The following is a 19674-nucleotide window of genomic DNA, read 5'->3' as shown; positions in this document are numbered from 1 at the left end:
GACCACGTCAGCGCGATCCTGACGAAGCTGCGGGTGACGAGCCGGGTGCAGGCCGCGCTGCTGGCGCAGCGGGCCGGGCTGCTCGACGAGCGCCCGCGGTCGGAGGCCGGCCGATGAGCCGTGCACGCGAGCTGTGGGAGCGGGTTCCCACGCCGGTCGTCGACATCGTCCTGGTGGTGGTGGCGGCCGTGGATGTGCTGGTGGTGGACATGTGGGAGCACACGCCTCCCGAGGTCACGCTGGCCGCGGTCGGCTGCGCCGCGTTGGCGTTCCGGCGCCGGTTTCCGCTCGGCGTGTTCCTGCTCACCCTGCCCATCGCGCTGATGCAGGATGTCGCCGTCGCTGTGCTCGCGGCGCTGTTCACGCTGGCCGAACGCTCCCGCAACCGCCGTCTCCTCGCGGTGTGCGTCGTCCTGGCCGCCGTCGCGAGCAGTACTCCGTGGCCCCTGGCCGAGGCGGACCGGACCATGACGCTGGTCTTCTTCGTGTACGGCCTGGCGACCGCCATCGCCCCGGTCCTCTTCGGCCAGCTTCTCCAGGCACGACGGGACTTGGCGCGGCGGCTGGCCGAGGTGGAGGAGGCCAGGGAGCACGAGCGGGTGCTGCACGCCCAGGCCGTGCTCGCCCGTGAACGCGCCCAGCTGGCCCGCGAGATGCACGACGTGGTCTCCCACCAGGTCAGCCTGATCGCCGTACGGGCCGGTGCATTGCAGGTCGCCGCCAAGGACGCGGACGCCAAGGAGGCCGCCCGCACGATCCGTTCGCTGAGCGTCACCACCCTCGACGAACTGCGCACCATGGTCACGCTGCTGCGCGCCTCCGGCGGCAAATCCACCGAGCTGACGCCGCAGCCCACCCTGGCCGACCTGCGCAAACTGGTCGAATCCAGCGGCACTCACACGGAGCTGACGGGTGAGCTGCCGCCCACCGTGGGCACACCCGCCCAACGCGCCCTTTACCGCACGGTTCAGGAGGCGCTGACCAACGTCCGCAAGCACGCCCCCGGCGCCAACGCTCGCGTCGAGCTGTGGCAGGACGGGGACGGTATCGGAGTGACCGTCACCAACACCCCTCCCACGCGCCCCTCCCTCTCCTTGCCCGGTTCGCAGCAGGGCTTGGTCGGCCTGCGGGAACGGGCCGAGATCCTGCACGGCACCCTGGACGCGGGCCCGACTGCTCAGGGCGGCTACCGGGTGCGGCTGAGGGTTCCCCTGAGCGCGGACTGACATGCTGTCGGCTTGCGGCTCACACGTGAGCCTCAACCGGCAGCGCACGCCGACGCCCCTGGACCGTGCTCCGCCGGCTTGCCCTGATCGCCGCCTCACTTCAGCAGGGTGCTGACCATGGCGACGGCCACTCCCAAGAGCGCGTCAGTACCCCCGATCCTGACGGCTCGTCCCCACGTACGGCCTGCGGCCCGGGAGGCGAGCAGGCCCCAGCCCAGGAGCAGGACGGTGTTGATTCCGAAGGCGACGTACTCGATGCCTGTGGAGTGCCACCAGCCAAGGCCCGCCCCCCACAGCAGCAGTGTGGTGGGCAACGCCGCCACTACCAGCGGCCATTCGGCGAGGACTGCGCGCACCACTCCCCGTATGCCGGGATGGCCCTGAGCATCGCGGTGAGCGATCTGGTGGGCGTATCCATGAGCCAGGGCCGAGGCAAGGGCGGTGAACAGGACCCACACGGCGTCGTCCATGCGCGCCGCCCGAGTCGCCTCGCCGAACTGCGTGAGCGCGGCAACGGCCGAACTCGACACCAGGAGCCCGTACACGCCGCCGAACAGCGCAGTCGGCTGGGCCAGCCAGTCCCATAGCCCACGTCTGCAACGGATGGCGGACTCGGTGCGCATAGGCGGCCTTTCGCGGTCTTGGTTTCCGTGGGTGTCGGTGCGTGGGGTTGTCCGGCCGGGACTGGGACAGTGGACGACCGGACAACCTTCCGTGTGGTGGGTCATCGCGCGGGGGCCAGGAGCTGGGTGGCCGCCAGCCGCGCGTACAGCCGGTCCTGGTCCACCAGTTCCTCATGGGTGCCCACGGCCCGGACCCGGCCGGCGTCCATGACGACGATCCGGTCGGCGCCTGTCACCGTCGACAGGCGGTGGGCCACCACCAGCACAGTGGTCTCCCGGGCTACGTCCGCGATGACGTCCCGCAGCGCGAGCTCGTTGACGGCGTCGAGTTGCGAGGTCGCCTCGTCCAACAGCAGCAGGCGGGGCTTGCGCAGTACGGCGCGGGCGATGGCGATGCGCTGCCGCTCACCGCCCGACAGCTTCGAGCCGCGGTGGCCGACCGGGGTGTCCAGGCCGTGGGGCAGACGCTCGACGAGGGTGTCGAGCTTCGTGCGGGCCAGGACATCGCGGAGGGCGTCGTCCGTCGCATTGGGCGCGGCAAAGACGAGGTTCTCGCGGAGTGTGCCGGCCAGCACCGGGGCGTCCTGCTCGACGTATCCGATGGCGGACCGCAGTTGGGACAGCGGCCAGTGCCGTACGTCCTTGCCGTCGACCAGGACCCGGCCACCGGTGGCCTCGTGGAACCGCTCGATGAGCGCGAAGATCGTCGACTTGCCCGCACCCGAGGGGCCCACGAAGGCCGTCATCCCGGTGCCCGGTACCTCGAAACTCACCTGCTGATGGACGTACGGCAGGCCCGGACGGTAGCGGAAGGACACGTCCTCGAAACGGACCGACGCCGGACCCGGCGCGGCTGTCCCCTGCCGGGGCAGGGCGTCCGCCTGCCGAGCGGGCGATTCCGTCGAGAGGCGTTCCACGGCCGCGATGCGGGAGATCGCGGCCGCCCCCTCCTGATAGGAGGTCACGGCGTCGACCAGCCTGGACACCGGCTCGATCAGATAGAAGAGGTACAGCAGGAAGGCGATGAGGGTGGACACGGGGATCTCCCCGGACGCCACCCGCGCCCCGCCGACCGCGAGCACCGCGAGAAAGGCCAGCTGTACGGCGAGTTCGTCGGCCGAGCCGGCCACGGCTTCCCACTTCGCGCTCTTCACACCGTGCCGCCAGGCCCGCCGTGCCGCCGCCTCCACCCGAGCGGTCTCCCGCTCCTCGGCACCGGACGCCTTCACCGTGCGAAACGCCCCGAGAGACCGCTCCAATCCGACGGAGATCTCCCCGACCGCCTCCTGCGAGCGCTCGGTGGCCCGCGCGATCCGTGGCATCACCAGCGCGGCGGCCCCACCGACCAACACGACCACACCGAGCGTCACACCCAGCAGCACGACGTCCAGGAACGCCATCACCACGACCGCCGCCACGAAGGCCACCGCGCCGGTGGCCGCGGAGACGACCGCCTGGGTGCTGACCGCCCGCAGCAGCGTGGTGTCCGAAGTGACCCGGGACATCAGATCACCCGGCGGGATCCGCTCCCACTCCGAGATCCGCAACCGCAACAGCCGCCCCACAAGGGTGCGCCGCGCGGCCAGGACCACCGACTCCGCCGTCCGCTCCAGCACGTACGCGCCGAACGCCTCGACCGCCGTGCCCAGCACCACCAGGACGGTGAGCGCGATCAGGATCCCGGCGATGGTCTCACCGGAGGCCAGCCGGTCCACCAGCGCCTTCGTGGCCAGCGGCTGCAGCAGCCCCCCGGCGGCCCCGACCAGGGCGCACAACAGACCGAGGGCGACCGCCCACCGGTGCGGCCGCACATACGCGCCCAGTGCCTTGATCGTCTCCCGGGCGGACAGGGACGGCTCATCCGTCGTCGGAGCGGATGCGGTGTTCACGAAGTTCCCTTCTTCTGCGGTGTCGCGGCGTCACAACCCGGTACGCGGGCCGAAGTGCCGGGGCAGTCCTCGCGCTCCATGTGTCGGCGCGGTCTGTCATGCCTCCAGCCTTCAAGCCCGGCCGCCACGGGCCCATCCGGCAACCGTCGGGTCCACCCCCGCCAAGTGGCCGAACAACACCGCCCGTCCGGTCGCACCGGACCGACCGGTCAGGACGAGACTCCGCCTGTCGGCAGGGCGGTACCCGCCGATCGGCGGGGGAGAGCCCGAAGACTGCCGGATGGTCCGCCCCCGGACGTCCACGCGAGATTTTCCGTATGACACAGACACAGCCGCCGCAGGAGACATCAGCTCCGCAGGAGAACTCGCCTCCGCCGCCCCAGACCTCCCCCGAGTCCCCGGCCTCGCCCGGTCCCTCGATGGGACGCCTCGTCGGGGTGGACCTGGCCCGCGCGCTGGCGGTGTTCGGCATGTACGTCGTGCACATCGGCCCCCCGCTGTCCGCCACGACTGGCGTCGCCAGCTGGATCCGATACATATCGGATGGTCACTCGTCGGTCCTGTTCGCCACCCTCGCCGGGTTCTCCCTGATGCTGCTCGCCGGCCGCCGCGAGCCCAAGACCGGCCTGGCGGGCCGGCAGGCGAGGGCCCGCATCGCGATCCGCGCCGTGATCCTGCTGGCGCTGGGCACCGTGATGGCGATGGAGTACGGGGGCGTGATCATCCTCGGCTTCTACGGCGTCTACTTCCTCCTCGCCCTGCCCCTGGTGCGACTGAGCGCCAGGACCCTCGCGATCATCGCGGCCGCGTTCGCCCTCGTCACACCGCAGCTGGCGTTCGGCCTCAACTCGCTGCTGACCCCATCGGTCCAGCAGAGCATCAACACCTACGACCCGCTCCGCCACCTCAGCGAGGTCGGCGTCCTCGATCTGCTGCTCACCGGCTTCTACCCGGCGCTCACCTGGATGTCGTTCGTCATCGCGGGCATGGCGCTGGGCCGCCTCGACCTCTCCTGCGGCACCATCCAGAAGCGCCTGGCCGCGCTCGGCGCCACCCTCACCGCGGCCGCCTACGGCATGTCCCTGCTGCTCGCCGGCAAGGGCGCGTTGCGGAGCCTCGCGGAAGACGGGCCGTCGTCCGGCGGCTCCGGGTCGATGCCCACCGGCAGCGGGTCGATGCCCGCTGATGCAGGGTCGTTCCCCGACATGCCCGCGTCGTTTCTCCTGAAGGCCGGGCCGCACAGCGGAACCACGTTCGACATCATCGGCAGCGTCGGAATCGCGATCCTCGTGATCGTGGGCGCGACGGTGGCGATGGACCGTCTGCCGCGACTGCGCCGCCTGGCCAAGCCGGTCATCGCCGTGGGCACCATGTCCCTGACCGCCTACGTCGGCCACTTCCTCGCACAGACCGCGCTGTCCACGCCCGCCGGAACCGGCACCCAGCAGTCCTGGCTGCCCCTGATCATGTACGTCCTCGGAGCCATCCTGTTCGCCGCGATCTGGTCCCGCTTCTTCCGCCGCGGCCCCCTGGAGTACCTGCTCAACGCCGCCACCAAGCCTGCGAAGCACCTGCGATGAGACCCGGGCCGGGGTGTGAAACTTCCACACTCCACCCCGGCCCGGGCCGCTCATGGATCCAGCATCTGCCGCTGCTGCCCCAACGCCCATCCGGACAGGTGGTGCTGGGGCAGCCTCCGAACAACCCGCACCAGAAGGTTGGCAAGGGGCCGAGGCCTTGGACCCCGGAAACGAGGGCCCTTCGTCCCCGGTGCGTGCTTCCTGGGGCGGATGGTTCGAAATCGACGGGCGGGGGATGGGGGCATGGCCACTCCGGTGACCGGGTCCAGGGACGATCCGTTCAACACCAGTCGCTTAGGCTGGTTCCTTGTCGCCGGTAAGGAGGCGCAGGCTGCGGCAGCGTGTGCTCGCCGTCCGTCCGAGGGAGGCGTTCGCGTGGCAGTTGCCGGAGGCCGGTCGACGAAGCGGCTCCAGCGGGGAACGCTTTCCCAGGGGCTCATCGTGGGGACCGCGCTGCGGATCCTCGACGAGGACGGGCCGGACGCGCTGACCTTCCAGCGACTCGGCAAGGAACTGTCCTCCTCCGCGACCGCGGTCTACCGGCACTTCGCGAGTCGCGACCACATCATGGTCGCCGTCGCGGAGGAGCTCGACAGGATCTCCCTCGAGGGGTACGAGCCGCACGAGTCGTGGACCGAGTCGCTGCGAGATCTGGCGGTCCGTGCCTGGAACACCGCGCTGGACCACCCGGCGGCCGCCGCGCTCTGCATGGGGAGAGTCACCCGGGGCGTTCACGAGTTGCGCGCCGTGGACGCCGTCCTGGAAGCGTTCCACCGCGGCGGCTGGCGCGGCCGGGAGGCCGTCCTGCACTACCAGGCGTTCTCGAACTTCATCCTCGCCATGGCGAGCAACAACGCCTGGCGGCTCGTCAACCAGCGGTTCGGCGCCGAGGTGAACTGGGTGCAGGAATACCAGCCGGCGGATCCTGACGCGTACCCCTACGCCGAGGTGGCGAAGGAGCACCTGCGCAGCATCGACATGACCGACGTCTTCCACCGGCAGACAGACATCCTCCTCGCGGCCCTTGAGGCGGAGGCGGCGACGCTCCCGCGCGACTGACCCGCGTCAGTCCTCGCGGCACACCGCACAGCAGCGATCTCGCGGCCGAAATCGGCGACAGGGGTGGCGCGCGCAAAGATAGTTAACGCTATTGACTACGCCGTTCACTTGGCTGCATCCTCTGCACACCGGGTGCTCCACGGCTCGCCACGCGGCGTCCACCGAGCGCCGCGCGCACCGCCTCCACCCCGAACTGCTCGCGCTCGTCCCGCCCGTTCCCCTGCGACCTGCGCAGAGCGCGACATCCCTCTCCAGGAGCACCCATGCGCCAGACCCGTACCAGCGCGGTCCCTGTGACCGCAGCCGTCGCCATGACGGCCGTACTCGCCGGCTGTACCACCACGGGATCGACGTCCGCAGACCCGAGCGGCGGCGATGCCGCAACCGCGACGAAGATCCGGACGACGATCGACGTGCCGGCCGGCTTCGACCCGGCCAAGGCTCTGTCCCTGCCGGACTACCAGCTCGCCCGGAACAGTTACGACACCCTCGTACGCAAGGACGACGGCGGGCTCGTCGGCGGGCTGGCCACCAAGTGGACGAACACGCCGACCTCGGCCACGTTCACCCTGCGCGCCGACGCGACCTGCGCCGACGGGACGCCGATCACGCCGACGGTCGTCAAGGCGTCCCTCGACCGTTACGTCGACCCGAAGACGGCGGCGCCCGATCTCTCCACGGTCTTCGGCCCCGGCAACAAGGTGAAAGTGACCGCCGACGACGCGGCGCGGACGGTGCAGATCACGCTCGCCAGGCCGTGGGGCGACATGGTCACCGGCCTGTCGGTCGCGAGCACGGGCATCGTCTGCCCGGCGGGACTCAAGGACCTCAAGGCCCTTGCCGCCGGTAAGGCCAAGGGCTCCCAGTCCGGCCCGTACCTTCTTGAGAAGTCCCAGTCCGGCGTCTCGTACTCCTACACGCTCCGCCCGGAGTACAAGGCATGGCCGGCCTGGCGCACGAAGATCCCCGGCAAGGTCGCCGCGACGATGGAGTACCTGGTCTCGCCCGACCCGACGGCGACCGGCAACCTCGTGACCAGCGGCCAGCTCGACATCGGCAAGATCGACGCCTCCGGCATCCCGCGCTTCGACGGCGTGGCCGGCCACAGCGTGAGCGTCAGCCGGTTCTCCGACTTCTATCTGCTCTTCAACGAACGACCCGGCACGGTCTTCGCGGACGTCGCCACCCGCCGGGCGGTCGCCCAGGCCGTCGACCGCGCCGCCTTCACCAAGGTCGTCTCGAAGGACACGGGTGAGCCGTCGACGATGTTCGTGCAGAAGGGCATCCCCTGCAACGACCCGGGCACCTCCTTCCTCGTACCGACGGACAAAGCCGCTGCGGCCGCCGTGCTCAAGGGCAAGAAGATCCGTCTCGTCGGCCCCCAGGTCGTCGGGCCCGCCGGCGCCGGAAACCAGTACATCCAGGAGGCGCTGCGGGCCGCGGGTGCGGACGTCACCCTCGCCAACGTCGATGTCGGGGCCTGGGTCGGGACCGTGTTCGGCAAGCCTGACGCCTGGGATCTCACGGTCTTCGCCGACCTCAACTTCCTCGGCAGCGTCGCGGGCCCGCTCGCCCACTTCGTGGGCCCGACCGTCCCCGAAGGGGGCGGCAACCTCGGCGCGGTGAAGAACCCCGCGGTGAACAAGGCCTTCGCGCAGGGCGCCGAGGCGACGACCGAGAAGGCCCGCTGCGCCGCCTACCAGAAGGCCGCCAAGGCCCTGATCTCGCAGGTGGACGCGGTGCCGCTGGTCAACGACCCGTTCATCTACGCACTGCGCAAGGGATTCAGCGCACAGATGCTCGGCGGCTCGCTCGACGACCCCGTCCTGCGCATCACCGGCTGACGGACAGGCCGACCGCACGCGGCGCAGACCCACGCGACGGAGACCGCAGCCGGACCCGACCGTCCGGCACGGAGAATCCCCGCGCTGTTCCGGCGCCCCGCACCCACCGAAACCCTCGCACCTATGCGACAGGAGCCCCCTGGTGATCGACCCATTCAGCACCGCCCAGCAGATCGCCGACCTCGTGCGCACGAAAGAGGTCAGCCCGGTGGAGGTGGCCGAGACCTACCTCGACCGCATCGAGCGGATCAATCCCGCCGTCAACGCCGTCGTCTGGCTCGACGCCGACGCCGTGCGCGCGGCGGCCGTGCGGGCCGAGCAGGCGGTGCTGCGCGGCGATCCGCTCGGCCCGCTGCACGGCGTCCCCGTCCCCATCAAGGACCTCAACTCCGTCGCGGGACAACCCAACACGATGTCCTCACTGGCCGTCCGGGACACCCCGAGGACCGTCACGGACCCCGACATCCAGCTCCTCCTCGACGCCGGCGCGATCCCCCTCGGCCGGACGAACTCGCCGGAGTTCGGCGCTCTGACCGTCTCCGAGAACGCCCGGCACGGCAAGACGCGCAACCCGTGGAACCCGGCGCACACCTCCGGCGGGTCGAGCGGCGGCGCGTCGGCGGCCGTCGCGGCCGGGCTAGCCCCGGTGGCACACGCCTCCGACGGCGGCGGATCGATCCGGGTCCCGGCGTCCGTCACCGGGCTCGTGGGCCTCAAACCGAGCCGGGGACGCGTGCCCGCGCTCGTCCGGGGCTGGGAACACTCGACGACCGAAGGCGCGATCACCCGCACCGTGCGCGACGCGGCCCTCATGCTCGACGTCATGGGCCGTCCCGACCGGCTCGCCTGGTACAGCGCGCCCGAACCTGGTCGCCCGTACATCGAGGAGGTCGGTGCCGATCCCGGGCGGCTGCGGATCGGCCTGCTCCTCGACGCACCGACCGGGCTGCCGGTCGACGAGGAGTGCCGCAAGGCGGCGCTGACGGCCGCTCAGGCACTGCGCGACCTGGGGCACGAGGTCGTCGAGGCCCGCCCGAGGATGTTCTCGTACGAGGCGATCATGGGCTTCACCTGGACGATCATCAGTGCCTCCACCTACGCCATCGAGGTCGACGATCCCGACGCGGTGGACCCCTACATCCGCCGCCGCCGGGAGACCGCCCTCGAGGTCACCGCGGGCGACTACGCCCGGACGGCGGCGCGCCTGCAGGCCGAGTCACGCGAGGTGGTCGCCCAGTGGGGCAGGGACTTCGACGTTCTCCTCACTCCGACCACGGCGGTCGTGGCGCCGCCGGTCGGCCCCGTGTACGACGAGGCGAACTCCGACCCGGACGGCCCACGGGCCACCGAGACCCGGATGGTCTCGTTCACCGCGTTCGTCAACATCGCCGGGCTGCCCGCCATCTCGCTGCCCGTCCATACGACCGCGGACGGTCTGCCGGTCGGCGCGCAACTCGTCGGCGCGCCCTACGACGAGGCCACGCTGCTGCGGCTCTCGGCCCAGCTCGAACCGCGGTTCCGCTGGTACGAGCGGCACCCGGACGACGCGGTACTCGTGGGGGCGCTGTGAGCGCCGGGTCCGCGGTCCCGGCCGGGCCGCTGCCCGCCGCACCCGTCCGGCGCGTTCCACGGCTGCGGCTGGGCGGTGGCTGGGCCGGGTTCGCCGTCCGCCGGGCGGGCGGGCTGCTGATGTCCATGCTGCTGCTCGTCCTCGTGACGTTCCTCATCGTGCCCCTGCTGCCCGGGGACCCGGCCCGGGCGATCGCCGGCACCAACTCGTCCCCGGCCACGCTCGCGGCGATACGCGAACGACTGGGCCTCGACGAGCCGCTGGCGACGCGGTTCGTCCACTACCTCGGCGACATCGCGTCCGGACGGCTCGGCACCTCGTTCCGGTTCGACACCCCGGTCGCGGACATCGTCGCGACGCGGCTGCCGTACACCGTCCAGCTCGTCATCCCGGCCGTCCTGCTCTCCCTGGTCATCGCCGTCCCGCTGGGCATGACCGTCGGTGTCCTCACCCGTGACGGACGCCGCCGCCGGCTCGGCGTCGGCTTCGGCACGGTCGCCGGGCTCCTCGCGTCGGCGCCGGTCTACGTCGTCGCGACCCTCCTCATCGTCCTGTTCTCGATCACCCTCGGGCTGCTGCCGTCCGGCGGCGCCACGACACCGAGCGCGCTCGTCCTGCCGATCGCCGCGCTCTGCATCGGCCCGGCCTTCGCCATCGCCCGGGTCGTCCGGCAGGAGACGGCCTCGGTACTCGCCCAGGACTACATGAGGACCGCCCGCGGCCACCGCCTGGGATCCGTGCGGCTCCACCTCCGCCACGCGCTGCCCAACCTCGTGACGAGCGTCCTCACCCTGAGCGGTCTCGTCCTCACGTCCCTGCTCGGCGGGACGATCATCCTGGAGAACGTCTTCACCTACCCAGGGCTTGGCACCGAGGTCGTCCAGGCGATCATCTACAAGGACTATCCGGTGATCCAGGGCATCATCCTCGTCGTCGGCATGCTCGCCCTGCTCGTCAACCTCCTCGTCGACGTCGTCCTCGGCATCGTCGACCCCCGCACTCTCGAGGGAGGTCGTCGTGGCCACTGAGGCGACCGTGCGCCGATGGCGCCGCAACCCGTCGCTGCTGTCCGGCGCCGTGATCCTCGGATTGCTCCTCGTCGTGGCCCTCGTGGCCCCGCCGCTGCTGAGCGGCTCCGCCGAGACCCTCACCGACGACGCCCGGCTCGGGCCCGGCGCCGAACACCTCCTCGGCACCGACGCCTTCGGCCGTGACGTCCTCGCCCGGGCGCTCGTCGCGACCCGGCTCACCGTGCTCATGGCCGCCGCCGCCACGGCCGCCTCGTTCGTCGTCGGCGTCGCGATCGGGGCGCTGGTCCACCTCGCCCCCGGGTGGCTGCGCGAGGCCTGTCTGCGGCTGATCGACTCGGCGGTGGCCTTCCCCTCGCTCGTGCTCGCCCTCGTCATCGCGGCGGTGCTCGGACCGGGCACGGTGTCCGCGGTCGTCGCGATCGCCGTCGCCGGCGTCCCCGGGTTCGCACGGCTGACGGCGAACCTCGCCGCGACCGTCGCGGACAAGGACTACGTCCTCACCGCGCGCCTGCTCGGCGTCCCCGGCCTGCGCATCCTGGGCCGGCACGTCCTGCCGAACATCAGCGGGCCGCTGCTGGTGCTCCTCAGCTCCAGCTTCACCCTGTCCCTGCTCGACATCAGCAGCCTGTCGTTCGTCGGCCTCGGTGTGCAGAGCCCGCAGTACGACTGGGGCCGGCTGCTCAACGAGGCGCTGCCGTCGATCTTCGCCCAGCCGTCGGTCGTCCTCGCCCCGTCGATCATGCTCATCGTCACCGGTGTGGGCGCCATGCTCCTCGGAGACGGCGTGGCCTCACTAGTCGACCCGCGAACCCGCGGCACAGCGCCGGCATCGGCCAAGACGGCGGACGAGGCGGGACCGGCCGCCCCGGCACAGGCGCCTCAGGCGCTCCAGGCGTCGGGCGGTGCGGGCGCAGCGGCCGAAAAGGAGCCGGACGGCCTGCTGACCGTCGCTGGGCTGACCGTGCGGGCCGGCGACCGGACGCTCGTCGACGACGTGTCGTTCACCATCGGGGCCGGCCAGATCGTCGGCCTCGTCGGGGAGTCGGGCTCGGGCAAGTCCACCATCGCCATGGCGGTCGCGGGCCTGCTCCCCGAGGGCGTGCGGGCGAACGCGTCGCGCCTCGCCCTCGGCGACCTCGACCTGCTCGGAACACCGCCGGAGCGACGCCTCGCGACCGAGATCGGCATCGTCTACCAGGACCCGATCGGCACGTTCAACCCCGCGCTGAGGCTCGGCACCCAGCTCACCGAGGTGGCCAGGGTGCATCGGGGGACGCCTCGGCGTCAGGCCGCGCGGGACATGGCCCGCGCCCTGGCTGACATCCACGTCACCGAGCCGGACCGGAGACTGCGCCAGCACCCGCACGAGCTGAGCGGCGGCATGCTCCAGCGTGCCTCGATCGCCTCCGCGATGACGACCAACCCGCGGCTGCTCATCGCCGACGAACCGACGACGGCTCTCGACGTCACCGTCCAGGCGGAGGTGCTGCGGCAGTTCCGGCGCATCAACCGCGAGCACGGTACGGCGATGCTGTTCATCTCGCACGACATCGGCGTGGTCGGCGTGCTCTGTGACACCGTCCTGGTGCTCCACGGCGGCCGGGTCGTCGACCGGACGACGGGCGGCGACCTGCGCCGGGGGACGGTCACCCACCCGTACACCCGCGCGTTGCTCGCGGCGACGCCCGCCGCGGTCGAGGCCGGTGCGACCCTCAGCGCGGTCCGGTGGACGGCCGACGCGCATGCGGCGCAGCCGAACGGGGCGCCGCCGGACGACCTTTCCGACAAAGCCGCGGACCGCCCCCCGGCCGCGGAAGGGAGCCGCTGATGTCCGCCACCGCCACCGCACCGGACCCGCAGACGGCTGCCCCGCTGCTGCGCGTCGAGGACCTCACCGTCGAGCTCGGCCACGGTGCCGCGGCCCGCAGGGTGCTCAAGGGAGTCTCGTTCGACATCCCCCGGGGCAGCACCCTCGCACTCGTCGGAGAGTCCGGGTCGGGTAAGACGACGCTGGCGCGGACACTCGTCGGCGTCCACAGGCCGTCGAGCGGTCGGATCCTCGTGGACGGCGCCCCGCTGCGCACCTCGCGCGGACGGGCGGGAGCCGCGACGGTCCAGATGATTCCGCAGGACCCGTACTCCTCGTTCGACCCGCGGCGCACCGTCGCGCAGTCGCTCGCCGAGGCACTCGATCCGATCCGGGCCAGGGTCGGGCCGGCCCGGGCCCGGATCGCCGAGCTGCTCAGCCAGGTGAGCCTCGACCCGGACAGCATGGACCGCTACCCGCACGAGTTCTCCGGCGGCCAACGGCAGCGGCTGGCGATCGCACGGGCCCTCGCACCGCGTCCCCGGTTCGTCATCGCCGACGAGATCACCTCGGCCCTCGACCTGACGACGCAGGCCGAGATCCTCAACCTGCTCGCCGATCTGCGCCGCCGGCTCTCGCTGACGATGCTGTTCATCTCGCACGACCTGGCCGTCGTCCGGCACGTGAGCGACACGGTCGCGGTCCTGCGGCACGGGGACCTCGTCGAACTCGGCCCGACCGGAGCCACCTTCGCCGCGCCGAACCACCCGTACACCGCTCAACTCCTCGCGTCCGTCCCCGGCGACCCGAGGTTCCGCCTCGACGACGAGCCCGCCAGGACGTGAATCGACGGACGCGGTCCGGCTTCCGGCCCGCCGACCGGCCCATGCCGGCCGGCGGGCCGTGTGGCGCTGTGGGCCTGGCCCACTCCCGCTGACGCCGCACATCCGAAATCGCATACAGGCGTGAGGGCCAGGTCCGCCGGATGGTCCCGGCGGTCGCCACCCCGGCGCGCCGGTCACGGGGAGGGGTTAAGGCCCTCTGCCGATGCGGGGCATGCCGAGCATCACGCTCCGGCTGCGGCGTACGACGGCGACGGCCTCGCCGATCTGGGCCTGCTCCTCGGTCGGGAGGTCACCGAGATCGGACTTCACCCGCTCGATCAGCGGGCGTACCCTGCGGATCTCCTGTGCGCGGGCACGGTTCCGCGCAAGGGCTCCGGCGAACCATCGGGACGATGACCTCTGTGGCGAAGGGGCATCGCCCGGCGAGGAGCTACGGGCCTGGTGCCGTCGCAACGAAATCGATGCCGAGGACCGATTCCATGGCCGCAGCGATGTCGGCGCAGTCGCGCTCGGCCTGTGCCGAATCCTGCGCGGTCACTTGGAGCGTGCCGTATCTGTCCAGATTTCCCTCCATGGCGCGCAGCTGCATGCCCGCGCGGATGGTTGAGGACCCGAATTCCAGCCTGGGCCGGAACCCCTCGAACCAGTCCTCGGGCAGGTCGGCGCGCACGGTGCGGGGGCGCTCTACGCCGAGAAAGTAGTTGGTCGCCCCGCGTCTGACCGCGAGCGGACGCGCCGGTGCCGGGCTGCCGGCGTACAGATCGACCAGGATCTCGAAGAGGTTGGTGTCGGTGGCCGCGCGGATGACGTCCGGCACCATGCCGCCGCCGATACGGGGATTGACCTCGATGAGACGGAAGCCCTCAACGGTGTGAATTGCCTCGACGTGGAAGATCCCCAGATCCAGGCCGAGTGCCTGACAGACCCGGACACAGTACGCGCCGAGCTCGTCCTCTTCCGGGCCTGGCAGGCCGGTTGGCATGGTGGAGCCAAGTTCGAGCAGCGGATTGTCCCGGCCGACCTTGCGGCGAATCGCCGCCAACGGGACGGTGGACCGTCCGTCCGTGGCCACCTCGACCGAGTACAGCGGGCCGACGGCCACTTCCTCCACGATGAAGTTCTCACCGATGTCATCGGTGAGCGCGGACTCCAGGGCATCACGCCGCGCTGCGACCTCCGCGAAATGGAGGGTGATGTCCCGCTCCCCACGAGCCATCGTCGTGACCAGCTTGCCGGTGCCGGACACCGGTTTGATCACCACGGGATACCCGAGTGCGTCGGCGGCCTCCAGCGCCTCGCCGCGGGACGTGACGACGAAGTGGCGCAGGTTGGGGATCGCGTGCTCATCAAGGATCTGGCGGCAGCGGGACTTGTCCTTCGCGGCCTCGACGGCGGTGGGCGAAGGACCGCGTACACCGCACGCCCGAGCCAGGTGTGCGGCGGAGGTGACACAGAACTGTACGACCGTCAGGACGGCATCGAAGTGCGGTACATCGGCCGACTGCATGGCCTGCCGCACAGCATCGACGTCCGACAGGTCGTCGACCTCGACGACCTGGTCAGCCAGGCTCGCGGCCCTGGCGCGGACCTCGGGCGTCAGGAAGAAGTCGTACCGGGGCGACCTCAGCAGCGTGGTCCGGTGTCCCTTGTCCCGCGCGTAAGCGAGGGCGTGGTTTCCCAGGGGCGTGCTTTCCAGGAAGACCAGATGACTCATGCTTGCTGTCCCTCTGTGTCGACCAGGGTGAAGTCGAGTTCGGCTTCGGGCACCTCCGCCGGCAGCCCCGCCCAGGCAGGCGCCTGTTCCTTGGCGTCCTGGCAGGCCCGCAGCATGGCTTCCGGAGCAGCGAGATGTGCGACGGCCACGATGTCGTCGAGCCGGGCGGGATTGACGGAGGTCGTCACCCTGGCTTCAGTGCGCAAGGCAGCGCCGCCCACATCCGTCCACAAGTGCGGCGCGGAAAGCGAGGGTTCCTGGGTGGGGTGCATCGCCGGGTCTTTCCAATCCTGTCTCGTGCGGAAACGGTGAGGCGCGGCTGCGGGGACCGAAGGGCGGCCCGCCGCTCCGCCGGACGGCGCCGAAGCGCCGCTGGCGGAGCGGGGGACACAGCCTTCCGGTCGGATGAGCGGCGTTACGCCGCCTCGGCGAGCCAGACTCGGCGCAGGTGGCGGCGCTCGTCGGTGTAGGCGGTGCGGGAGTGCAGCACCCGGTGGTTGTTCCAGATCAGAATCGCGCGCGGCTCGATGTCCACGGCGACGTGGTTCTCCTCGAAGAACTCGACGACTCGATCCCGGATGCCGAGCAGAAACGGATCGTCGTTGTGGTTCACGTTGTTGTAGCTGAACCGGAAGATCGGTTCGCGACCCTCACGGATCTCGTACATCGGATGGACGGCGGTGCGCCCCAGCTTCATCTCCAGCACGCCGTCCGCGGAGACGTACTCGTAGCGCCGGCTCGACAACTGCTCCCGCTCATCGTCCGTGAGGGTCGCGATGAACTTCCTGCCGTCCAGCAGGGTCGTCTGGCCGCCGCCGTCACTGGCGCGGACCACGCCCCACAGTCCGAGGTACTGCGGGGACGCCTCCGGGAACTCGTAGCACTCCGTGTGCGGGTACAGCGCACGGGTGTTGAGGGAGTGGTACATGTTCTCGAAGCGCTTCTGCGACTTCACGGACCACACCTTCTGGCCGTCGTACTGCGGCATGAACTCTCCGAACCCACGCATGAAGGACTCGTGGTCGAAGTCCTCGGGTATCTCGTTCATGTACACGTAGCCGTGCTCGTCCAGCAGGCGTCGGAACTCCTCCGGGGTGTACTCGGAGTAGCTCAGACGGCTGTCAATTGTCGTAGTGCTGCTCATGCTTCCTCCTGGATCCGTGTGGTGTGCTCGGAAATGGTGCTGAGGACGCGGTCGATCGCGCCGACCGCAGTGGTGAGTTCGTGGACTGTGATGGTGAGCGGGGGCCTGAAGCGCAGCGTGCGGCTCCCGCTCGGGAGGGCCATGACGTGTTCCTCGGAACGCAGCCGCTCCACGACCCCGTCACGCACGGCGCCGTCGGGCAGATCGATGGCGGCCATGAGCCCGCGACCTCGTGCGTTCGTGACCAGGTCCGGGTGTCGCCTCTCGAGGTCCCTCAGCAAGTCCAGCAGGACGGCGCCGTGGGCGGCCGCGGCTGGGACGAGGCCGTCCTTCTCGATGATTTCCAGGATGCGGGTGCCCCGGACCATATCGGCGAGATTGCCGCCCCAGGTCGAGCTGATACGGGACGGAACGGCGAACACGTTGCTCGCCACCAGGTCGACTCGCCGGCCGGCCATGACACCGCAGACCTGGGTCTTCTTTCCGAAAGCAACGACATCGGGTTGCAGACCAAGTTGCTGGTACGCCCATGCTGTTCCCGTTGCTCCGCAGCCGGTCTGGACTTCATCGACGACGAAAAGGGCGTCGAACTCCCGGCACAGCTCCTGCATTCCGCGAAGAAAACCCGGGCTGAGGTGTATGTCACCCCCCTCCCCGAGAATGGGTTCGGCGATGAAGCAGGCGATCCGGCCGCCCGCCTCCTCCATCAGGGTGCGAGCCTCGCGAAGCGCCTCCTCGTCAGCACGCCGATTTTCGGCCTCCCACCGGTCTTCCGGAAAACGCTGTTCCGGAGTGGTCAGTCGAGGCCAGTCGAATTGAGGGTAGCGCAGGGTTTTTGCCGGATCCGTATTGGTCATCGACATCGTGTAGCCGCTGCGTCCATGGAACGCCCTGGTCAGGTGCAGCGCCGTCAACTGCCCACCGTCGGCGGGCGCGGAGGGCCGCTGTGCCTTCCAGTCGAACGCCACCTTCAGCGCGTTCTCCACGGCCAGGGCGCCGCCGTCGATGAAGAAAAGGTGCGGCAGTTCCGGATCGCCGAGTACGCGGGCGAAGGTGTCCACGAATTCGGCGTACTCGACGGTGTACATGTCGTGGTTGCTCACCTTGTGCAGAGCGGCCCGGCCGAGTTTGGCCAGAAAAGACTCATCCTGGGCCAATCCGACATGGTTCATCCCCAGCGGCAGCGAAGAGAAGAAAGTGAAGAGATCAAGGTACTCCTCACCGGACCGGGCTTCTACAAGTGTCGTTCCACTGCTCTTCTCCAGATCGAGAACGAAGTCGTATCCATCGACCAGGATGTGGCGCCCCAAGGAGTCCAGGACGTCTATGGGTTCGGGCATTATCTCTCCCAGAAGGATCGCGCGTGAGCGTCTTTGAAATTCGGCGGACTGCGGTGAGGGATTCAAGCTCCAGGTGGCGTCTCATCCACCGCCGGAAAAACCCTCGGTGCGACGATCAGCAGTACTCCGAAGGCCAGGGCCGCAGCGCCCGCAGCGGTGGCGAAGATCCGGCTCGTGGCGTCGGAGACAGCCTGCTGCAGGAACACGGCCAGTCGCGGGGGTACGGCATGCCCATGGCCCAGGGCGGAAGAGAGTGAGTCCAGGCCGGCCGGGCGACCTGGCGCGGACGAGTACGCCGGTCCCCCCGCACGCAGCGACTCGTTGGCAATCGTGCCGAAGAGTGCCGCGCCGAAGCTCTGGCCGATCTGACGCCAGAAGACGATCGACGAGGTGGCGGTCGCCCGCTCGCCCCAGGTGACCGTGGACTGGACGCCGACGATCAGGGGCGGTTGGAAGAAGCCGAGCGAGACACCCAGCACCAGCATGATGACGATCGGCTGCCAGATGGGCGGGCGCTCTGGCAGCAGCGCGAACGATGCTGCTGCCAGAGCGGCACCGCTGGTGCCGAGCAACGCGGTGTCCCGGAACCCCAGCCGCAGATAGGCGCGGTTCACGAATGCCGCCGACAGGGGCCAGCTCACCATGAGCACTCCGAGCAGGAATCCCGCTCCGAGGGGGCTCAGTCCGAGTACCGTCTGCCCGTAGACCGGGAGGATGAGGGTCGGAGCAGTCGCGACCAGGCCGAGCCCAGCCATGGCGAGGTTGCCTGCGACCATCACTCGGCGGCGCCACACCCACCCCGGGATCAGCGGCTGTTGCGCACTCCGTTCCACGAACACCGTTGCGACCGTGCACACTGCCGCGCCGGCGAGAAGAGCCACGGTGCCGGCGGACAGCCAGGGCGCCGTTCCCGCACGGGTCAAAGCGGCGAGAAACAGCCCGGTCGCCGCGAACACACCGGCCGCACCGAGCCAGTCCACGCGTACCGACGCCCCTGTCTGAGGCTGATCGTGCAGGTGGCGCCGGATCTGGAGCAGGCAGAACAGCCCGAGGGGCAGGTTGAGCAAGAAGATCCAACGCCACGAGGCATACGTCACGAAGACGCCGCCCAAGGCCGGTCCGGCCACCGCTGCCGAGACCCAGACGGTGGACAGGGCAGCCTGGATCTTTCCGCGCTCCTGCTTGTCGTACAGGTCCCCAGCGATGGTCTGAACCAGCCCCTGGATGGCTCCGCCGCCCAGGCCTTGCAGGACACGGAAGGCGATCAGCGACGGCATGTCCCACGCCACGGCACACAGGGCCGATCCCAGCAGGAAGACCGATACCCCGGCGATGAGCGCGCGCTGACGCCCGTACAGGTCGGCCCACCTGCCATACACAGGAAGCATCACGGTCACGGCGAGCAGGTAGCCCGCGATCAGCCACGCGAAGTAAGCCAGTCCGCCCAGGTCGCTGACGATCTGGGGGATGCACGTGGCGATCACGGTCGAGTCCATGGCCGCCAGCGCCATGACGAGCATCAGGGCGACGACCACGGGCCGACGGCGGACCGTCGGCCCGCCGGGAACCGGACCGTCGACGACGTCCGCCCCGTTTCGGGCGAGCGCGCCACGCGCTCCGGGTCGCACGTCACCTGGCGGTTCGTAGGGTTCCTCGGGCCTCTTTGGCTGCTTCCTGCTTCGCATGCGTCTCGTCTCACTATGTGCGGGGACAACGGCCCATTGGCTGCGGCCTGTTCAGGCTGCGATCAGGTGGAGCCCGTCCACCACGGCAGAGCCGAGGGCCGGCAGAGCGAGGCTCAGGAGGCGTCGAGCAGACCAGCTTTGATGACAGCGTCCCGGGCGCCGGGCAGTCACCGGGGGTCCGGGCGGCGACCTCCATCAGGTGGGGGTGGCCGTCAGCACTGTGCGAGAGCTCCACGAACGAGCTCGAGACCGACTCCGGGGTCTCCATGGTGGTCACCGAGGCGAATACCGGCCGGCCGTGCCGAACCAGAGCCTCC

16 protein-coding genes and 1 pseudogene are annotated in these 19674 nt (G+C 70.3%); 9 read left to right on the top strand and 8 right to left on the bottom strand.

The features are described 5' to 3' along the window. Both ACTMVF_RS23630 and ACTMVF_RS23625 read left to right on the top strand, forming a co-directional pair. Positions 1-117: pseudogene (locus ACTMVF_RS23630) on the top strand (DNA-binding response regulator); the annotation flags it as partial. Then, positions 114-1226: a sensor histidine kinase gene (locus ACTMVF_RS23625; RefSeq protein ID WP_441273088.1), complete on the top strand. Its 1113-nt coding sequence runs from the start codon at positions 114-116 to the stop codon at positions 1224-1226. The pseudogene ACTMVF_RS23630 and the gene ACTMVF_RS23625, both read left to right, overlap by 4 nt. A 95-nt stretch (positions 1227-1321) precedes the next feature. Here the strand turns inward: ACTMVF_RS23625 and ACTMVF_RS23620 are convergent, their stop codons facing one another. Together ACTMVF_RS23620 and ACTMVF_RS23615 are read right to left on the bottom strand one after the other, a co-directional pair. Continuing rightward, positions 1322-1849: a hypothetical protein gene (locus ACTMVF_RS23620; protein ID WP_441273087.1), complete on the bottom strand. Its 528-nt coding sequence runs from the start codon at positions 1847-1849 to the stop codon at positions 1322-1324. A 101-nt stretch (positions 1850-1950) separates the two neighbouring features. Beyond that, positions 1951-3738, bottom strand: coding sequence for an ABC transporter ATP-binding protein (locus ACTMVF_RS23615; protein ID WP_441273086.1), 1788 nt, complete (start codon positions 3736-3738; stop codon positions 1951-1953). Between the two features lie 317 nt (positions 3739-4055). On the opposite strand from ACTMVF_RS23615, the gene ACTMVF_RS23610 reads away from it, so the two are divergent. The 7 genes from ACTMVF_RS23610 (at position 4056) to ACTMVF_RS23580 (ending at position 13474) form a co-directional block, all read left to right on the top strand. Continuing rightward, positions 4056-5318 carry a DUF418 domain-containing protein gene (locus tag ACTMVF_RS23610; protein ID WP_441273085.1) on the top strand — a complete coding sequence of 421 codons (1263 nt, stop codon included), beginning with the start codon at positions 4056-4058 and terminating at the stop codon, positions 5316-5318. Positions 5319-5693: 375 nt separating this feature from the next. Then, positions 5694-6377, top strand: coding sequence for a TetR/AcrR family transcriptional regulator (locus ACTMVF_RS23605; protein WP_441273084.1), 684 nt, complete (start codon positions 5694-5696; stop codon positions 6375-6377). 263 nt (positions 6378-6640) lie between these two features. Then, on the top strand, positions 6641-8221 hold the full coding sequence (locus ACTMVF_RS23600) for an ABC transporter substrate-binding protein (RefSeq protein ID WP_441273083.1): 1581 nt from the start codon (positions 6641-6643) through the stop codon (positions 8219-8221). A gap of 142 nt (positions 8222-8363) precedes the next feature. Further along, positions 8364-9791: an amidase gene (locus tag ACTMVF_RS23595; RefSeq protein WP_441273082.1), complete on the top strand. Its 1428-nt coding sequence runs from the start codon at positions 8364-8366 to the stop codon at positions 9789-9791. Beyond that, positions 9788-10819, top strand: coding sequence for an ABC transporter permease (locus ACTMVF_RS23590; protein ID WP_441273081.1), 1032 nt, complete (start codon positions 9788-9790; stop codon positions 10817-10819). Before ACTMVF_RS23595 ends, ACTMVF_RS23590 begins: the two co-directional genes overlap by 4 nt. Then, positions 10809-12650: a dipeptide/oligopeptide/nickel ABC transporter permease/ATP-binding protein gene (locus ACTMVF_RS23585; protein WP_441273080.1), complete on the top strand. Its 1842-nt coding sequence runs from the start codon at positions 10809-10811 to the stop codon at positions 12648-12650. The genes ACTMVF_RS23590 and ACTMVF_RS23585 overlap by 11 nt, the downstream gene beginning before the upstream one ends. Next, entirely contained in the window at positions 12650-13474 is an 825-nt protein-coding gene (locus tag ACTMVF_RS23580; protein WP_441273079.1) for an ABC transporter ATP-binding protein, read from the top strand. Before ACTMVF_RS23585 ends, ACTMVF_RS23580 begins: the two co-directional genes overlap by 1 nt. 186 nt (positions 13475-13660) lie before the next feature. On the opposite strand, the gene ACTMVF_RS23575 is transcribed toward ACTMVF_RS23580, so the two are convergent. The 6 genes from ACTMVF_RS23575 to ACTMVF_RS23550 all read right to left on the bottom strand — a co-directional run bounded on the left by ACTMVF_RS23575 (position 13661) and on the right by ACTMVF_RS23550 (position 19300). Beyond that, positions 13661-13783, bottom strand: coding sequence for a hypothetical protein (locus ACTMVF_RS23575; protein WP_441273078.1), 123 nt, complete (start codon positions 13781-13783; stop codon positions 13661-13663). A 121-nt stretch (positions 13784-13904) separates the two neighbouring features. After that, positions 13905-15188 carry an ATP-grasp domain-containing protein gene (locus ACTMVF_RS23570; RefSeq protein ID WP_441273077.1) on the bottom strand — a complete coding sequence of 428 codons (1284 nt, stop codon included), beginning with the start codon at positions 15186-15188 and terminating at the stop codon, positions 13905-13907. Continuing rightward, a complete protein-coding gene (locus ACTMVF_RS23565) occupies positions 15185-15460 on the bottom strand; it encodes a hypothetical protein (RefSeq protein ID WP_441273076.1) in 276 nt (91 codons plus the stop codon). The genes ACTMVF_RS23570 and ACTMVF_RS23565 overlap by 4 nt, the downstream gene beginning before the upstream one ends. Before the next feature lie 143 nt (positions 15461-15603). After that, positions 15604-16332: a TauD/TfdA family dioxygenase gene (locus tag ACTMVF_RS23560; RefSeq protein ID WP_441273075.1), complete on the bottom strand. Its 729-nt coding sequence runs from the start codon at positions 16330-16332 to the stop codon at positions 15604-15606. Beyond that, positions 16329-17672 (bottom strand): L-lysine 6-transaminase, encoded by a 1344-nt coding sequence (gene lat / locus ACTMVF_RS23555; protein ID WP_441273074.1) that lies wholly within the window; start codon positions 17670-17672, stop codon positions 16329-16331. The genes ACTMVF_RS23560 and lat overlap by 4 nt, the downstream gene beginning before the upstream one ends. A gap of 62 nt (positions 17673-17734) precedes the next feature. Further along, positions 17735-19300 (bottom strand): MFS transporter, encoded by a 1566-nt coding sequence (locus ACTMVF_RS23550; RefSeq protein WP_441273073.1) that lies wholly within the window; start codon positions 19298-19300, stop codon positions 17735-17737. Between the last annotated feature and the right edge of the window lie 374 nt (positions 19301-19674).

The organism is Streptomyces sp. SD31, assembly GCF_052068475.1.
Classification (GTDB): domain Bacteria; phylum Actinomycetota; class Actinomycetes; order Streptomycetales; family Streptomycetaceae; genus Streptomyces.
Note: the sequence above shows the minus strand (reverse complement) of the source record. Positions and strands in the feature narration are given on the sequence as shown.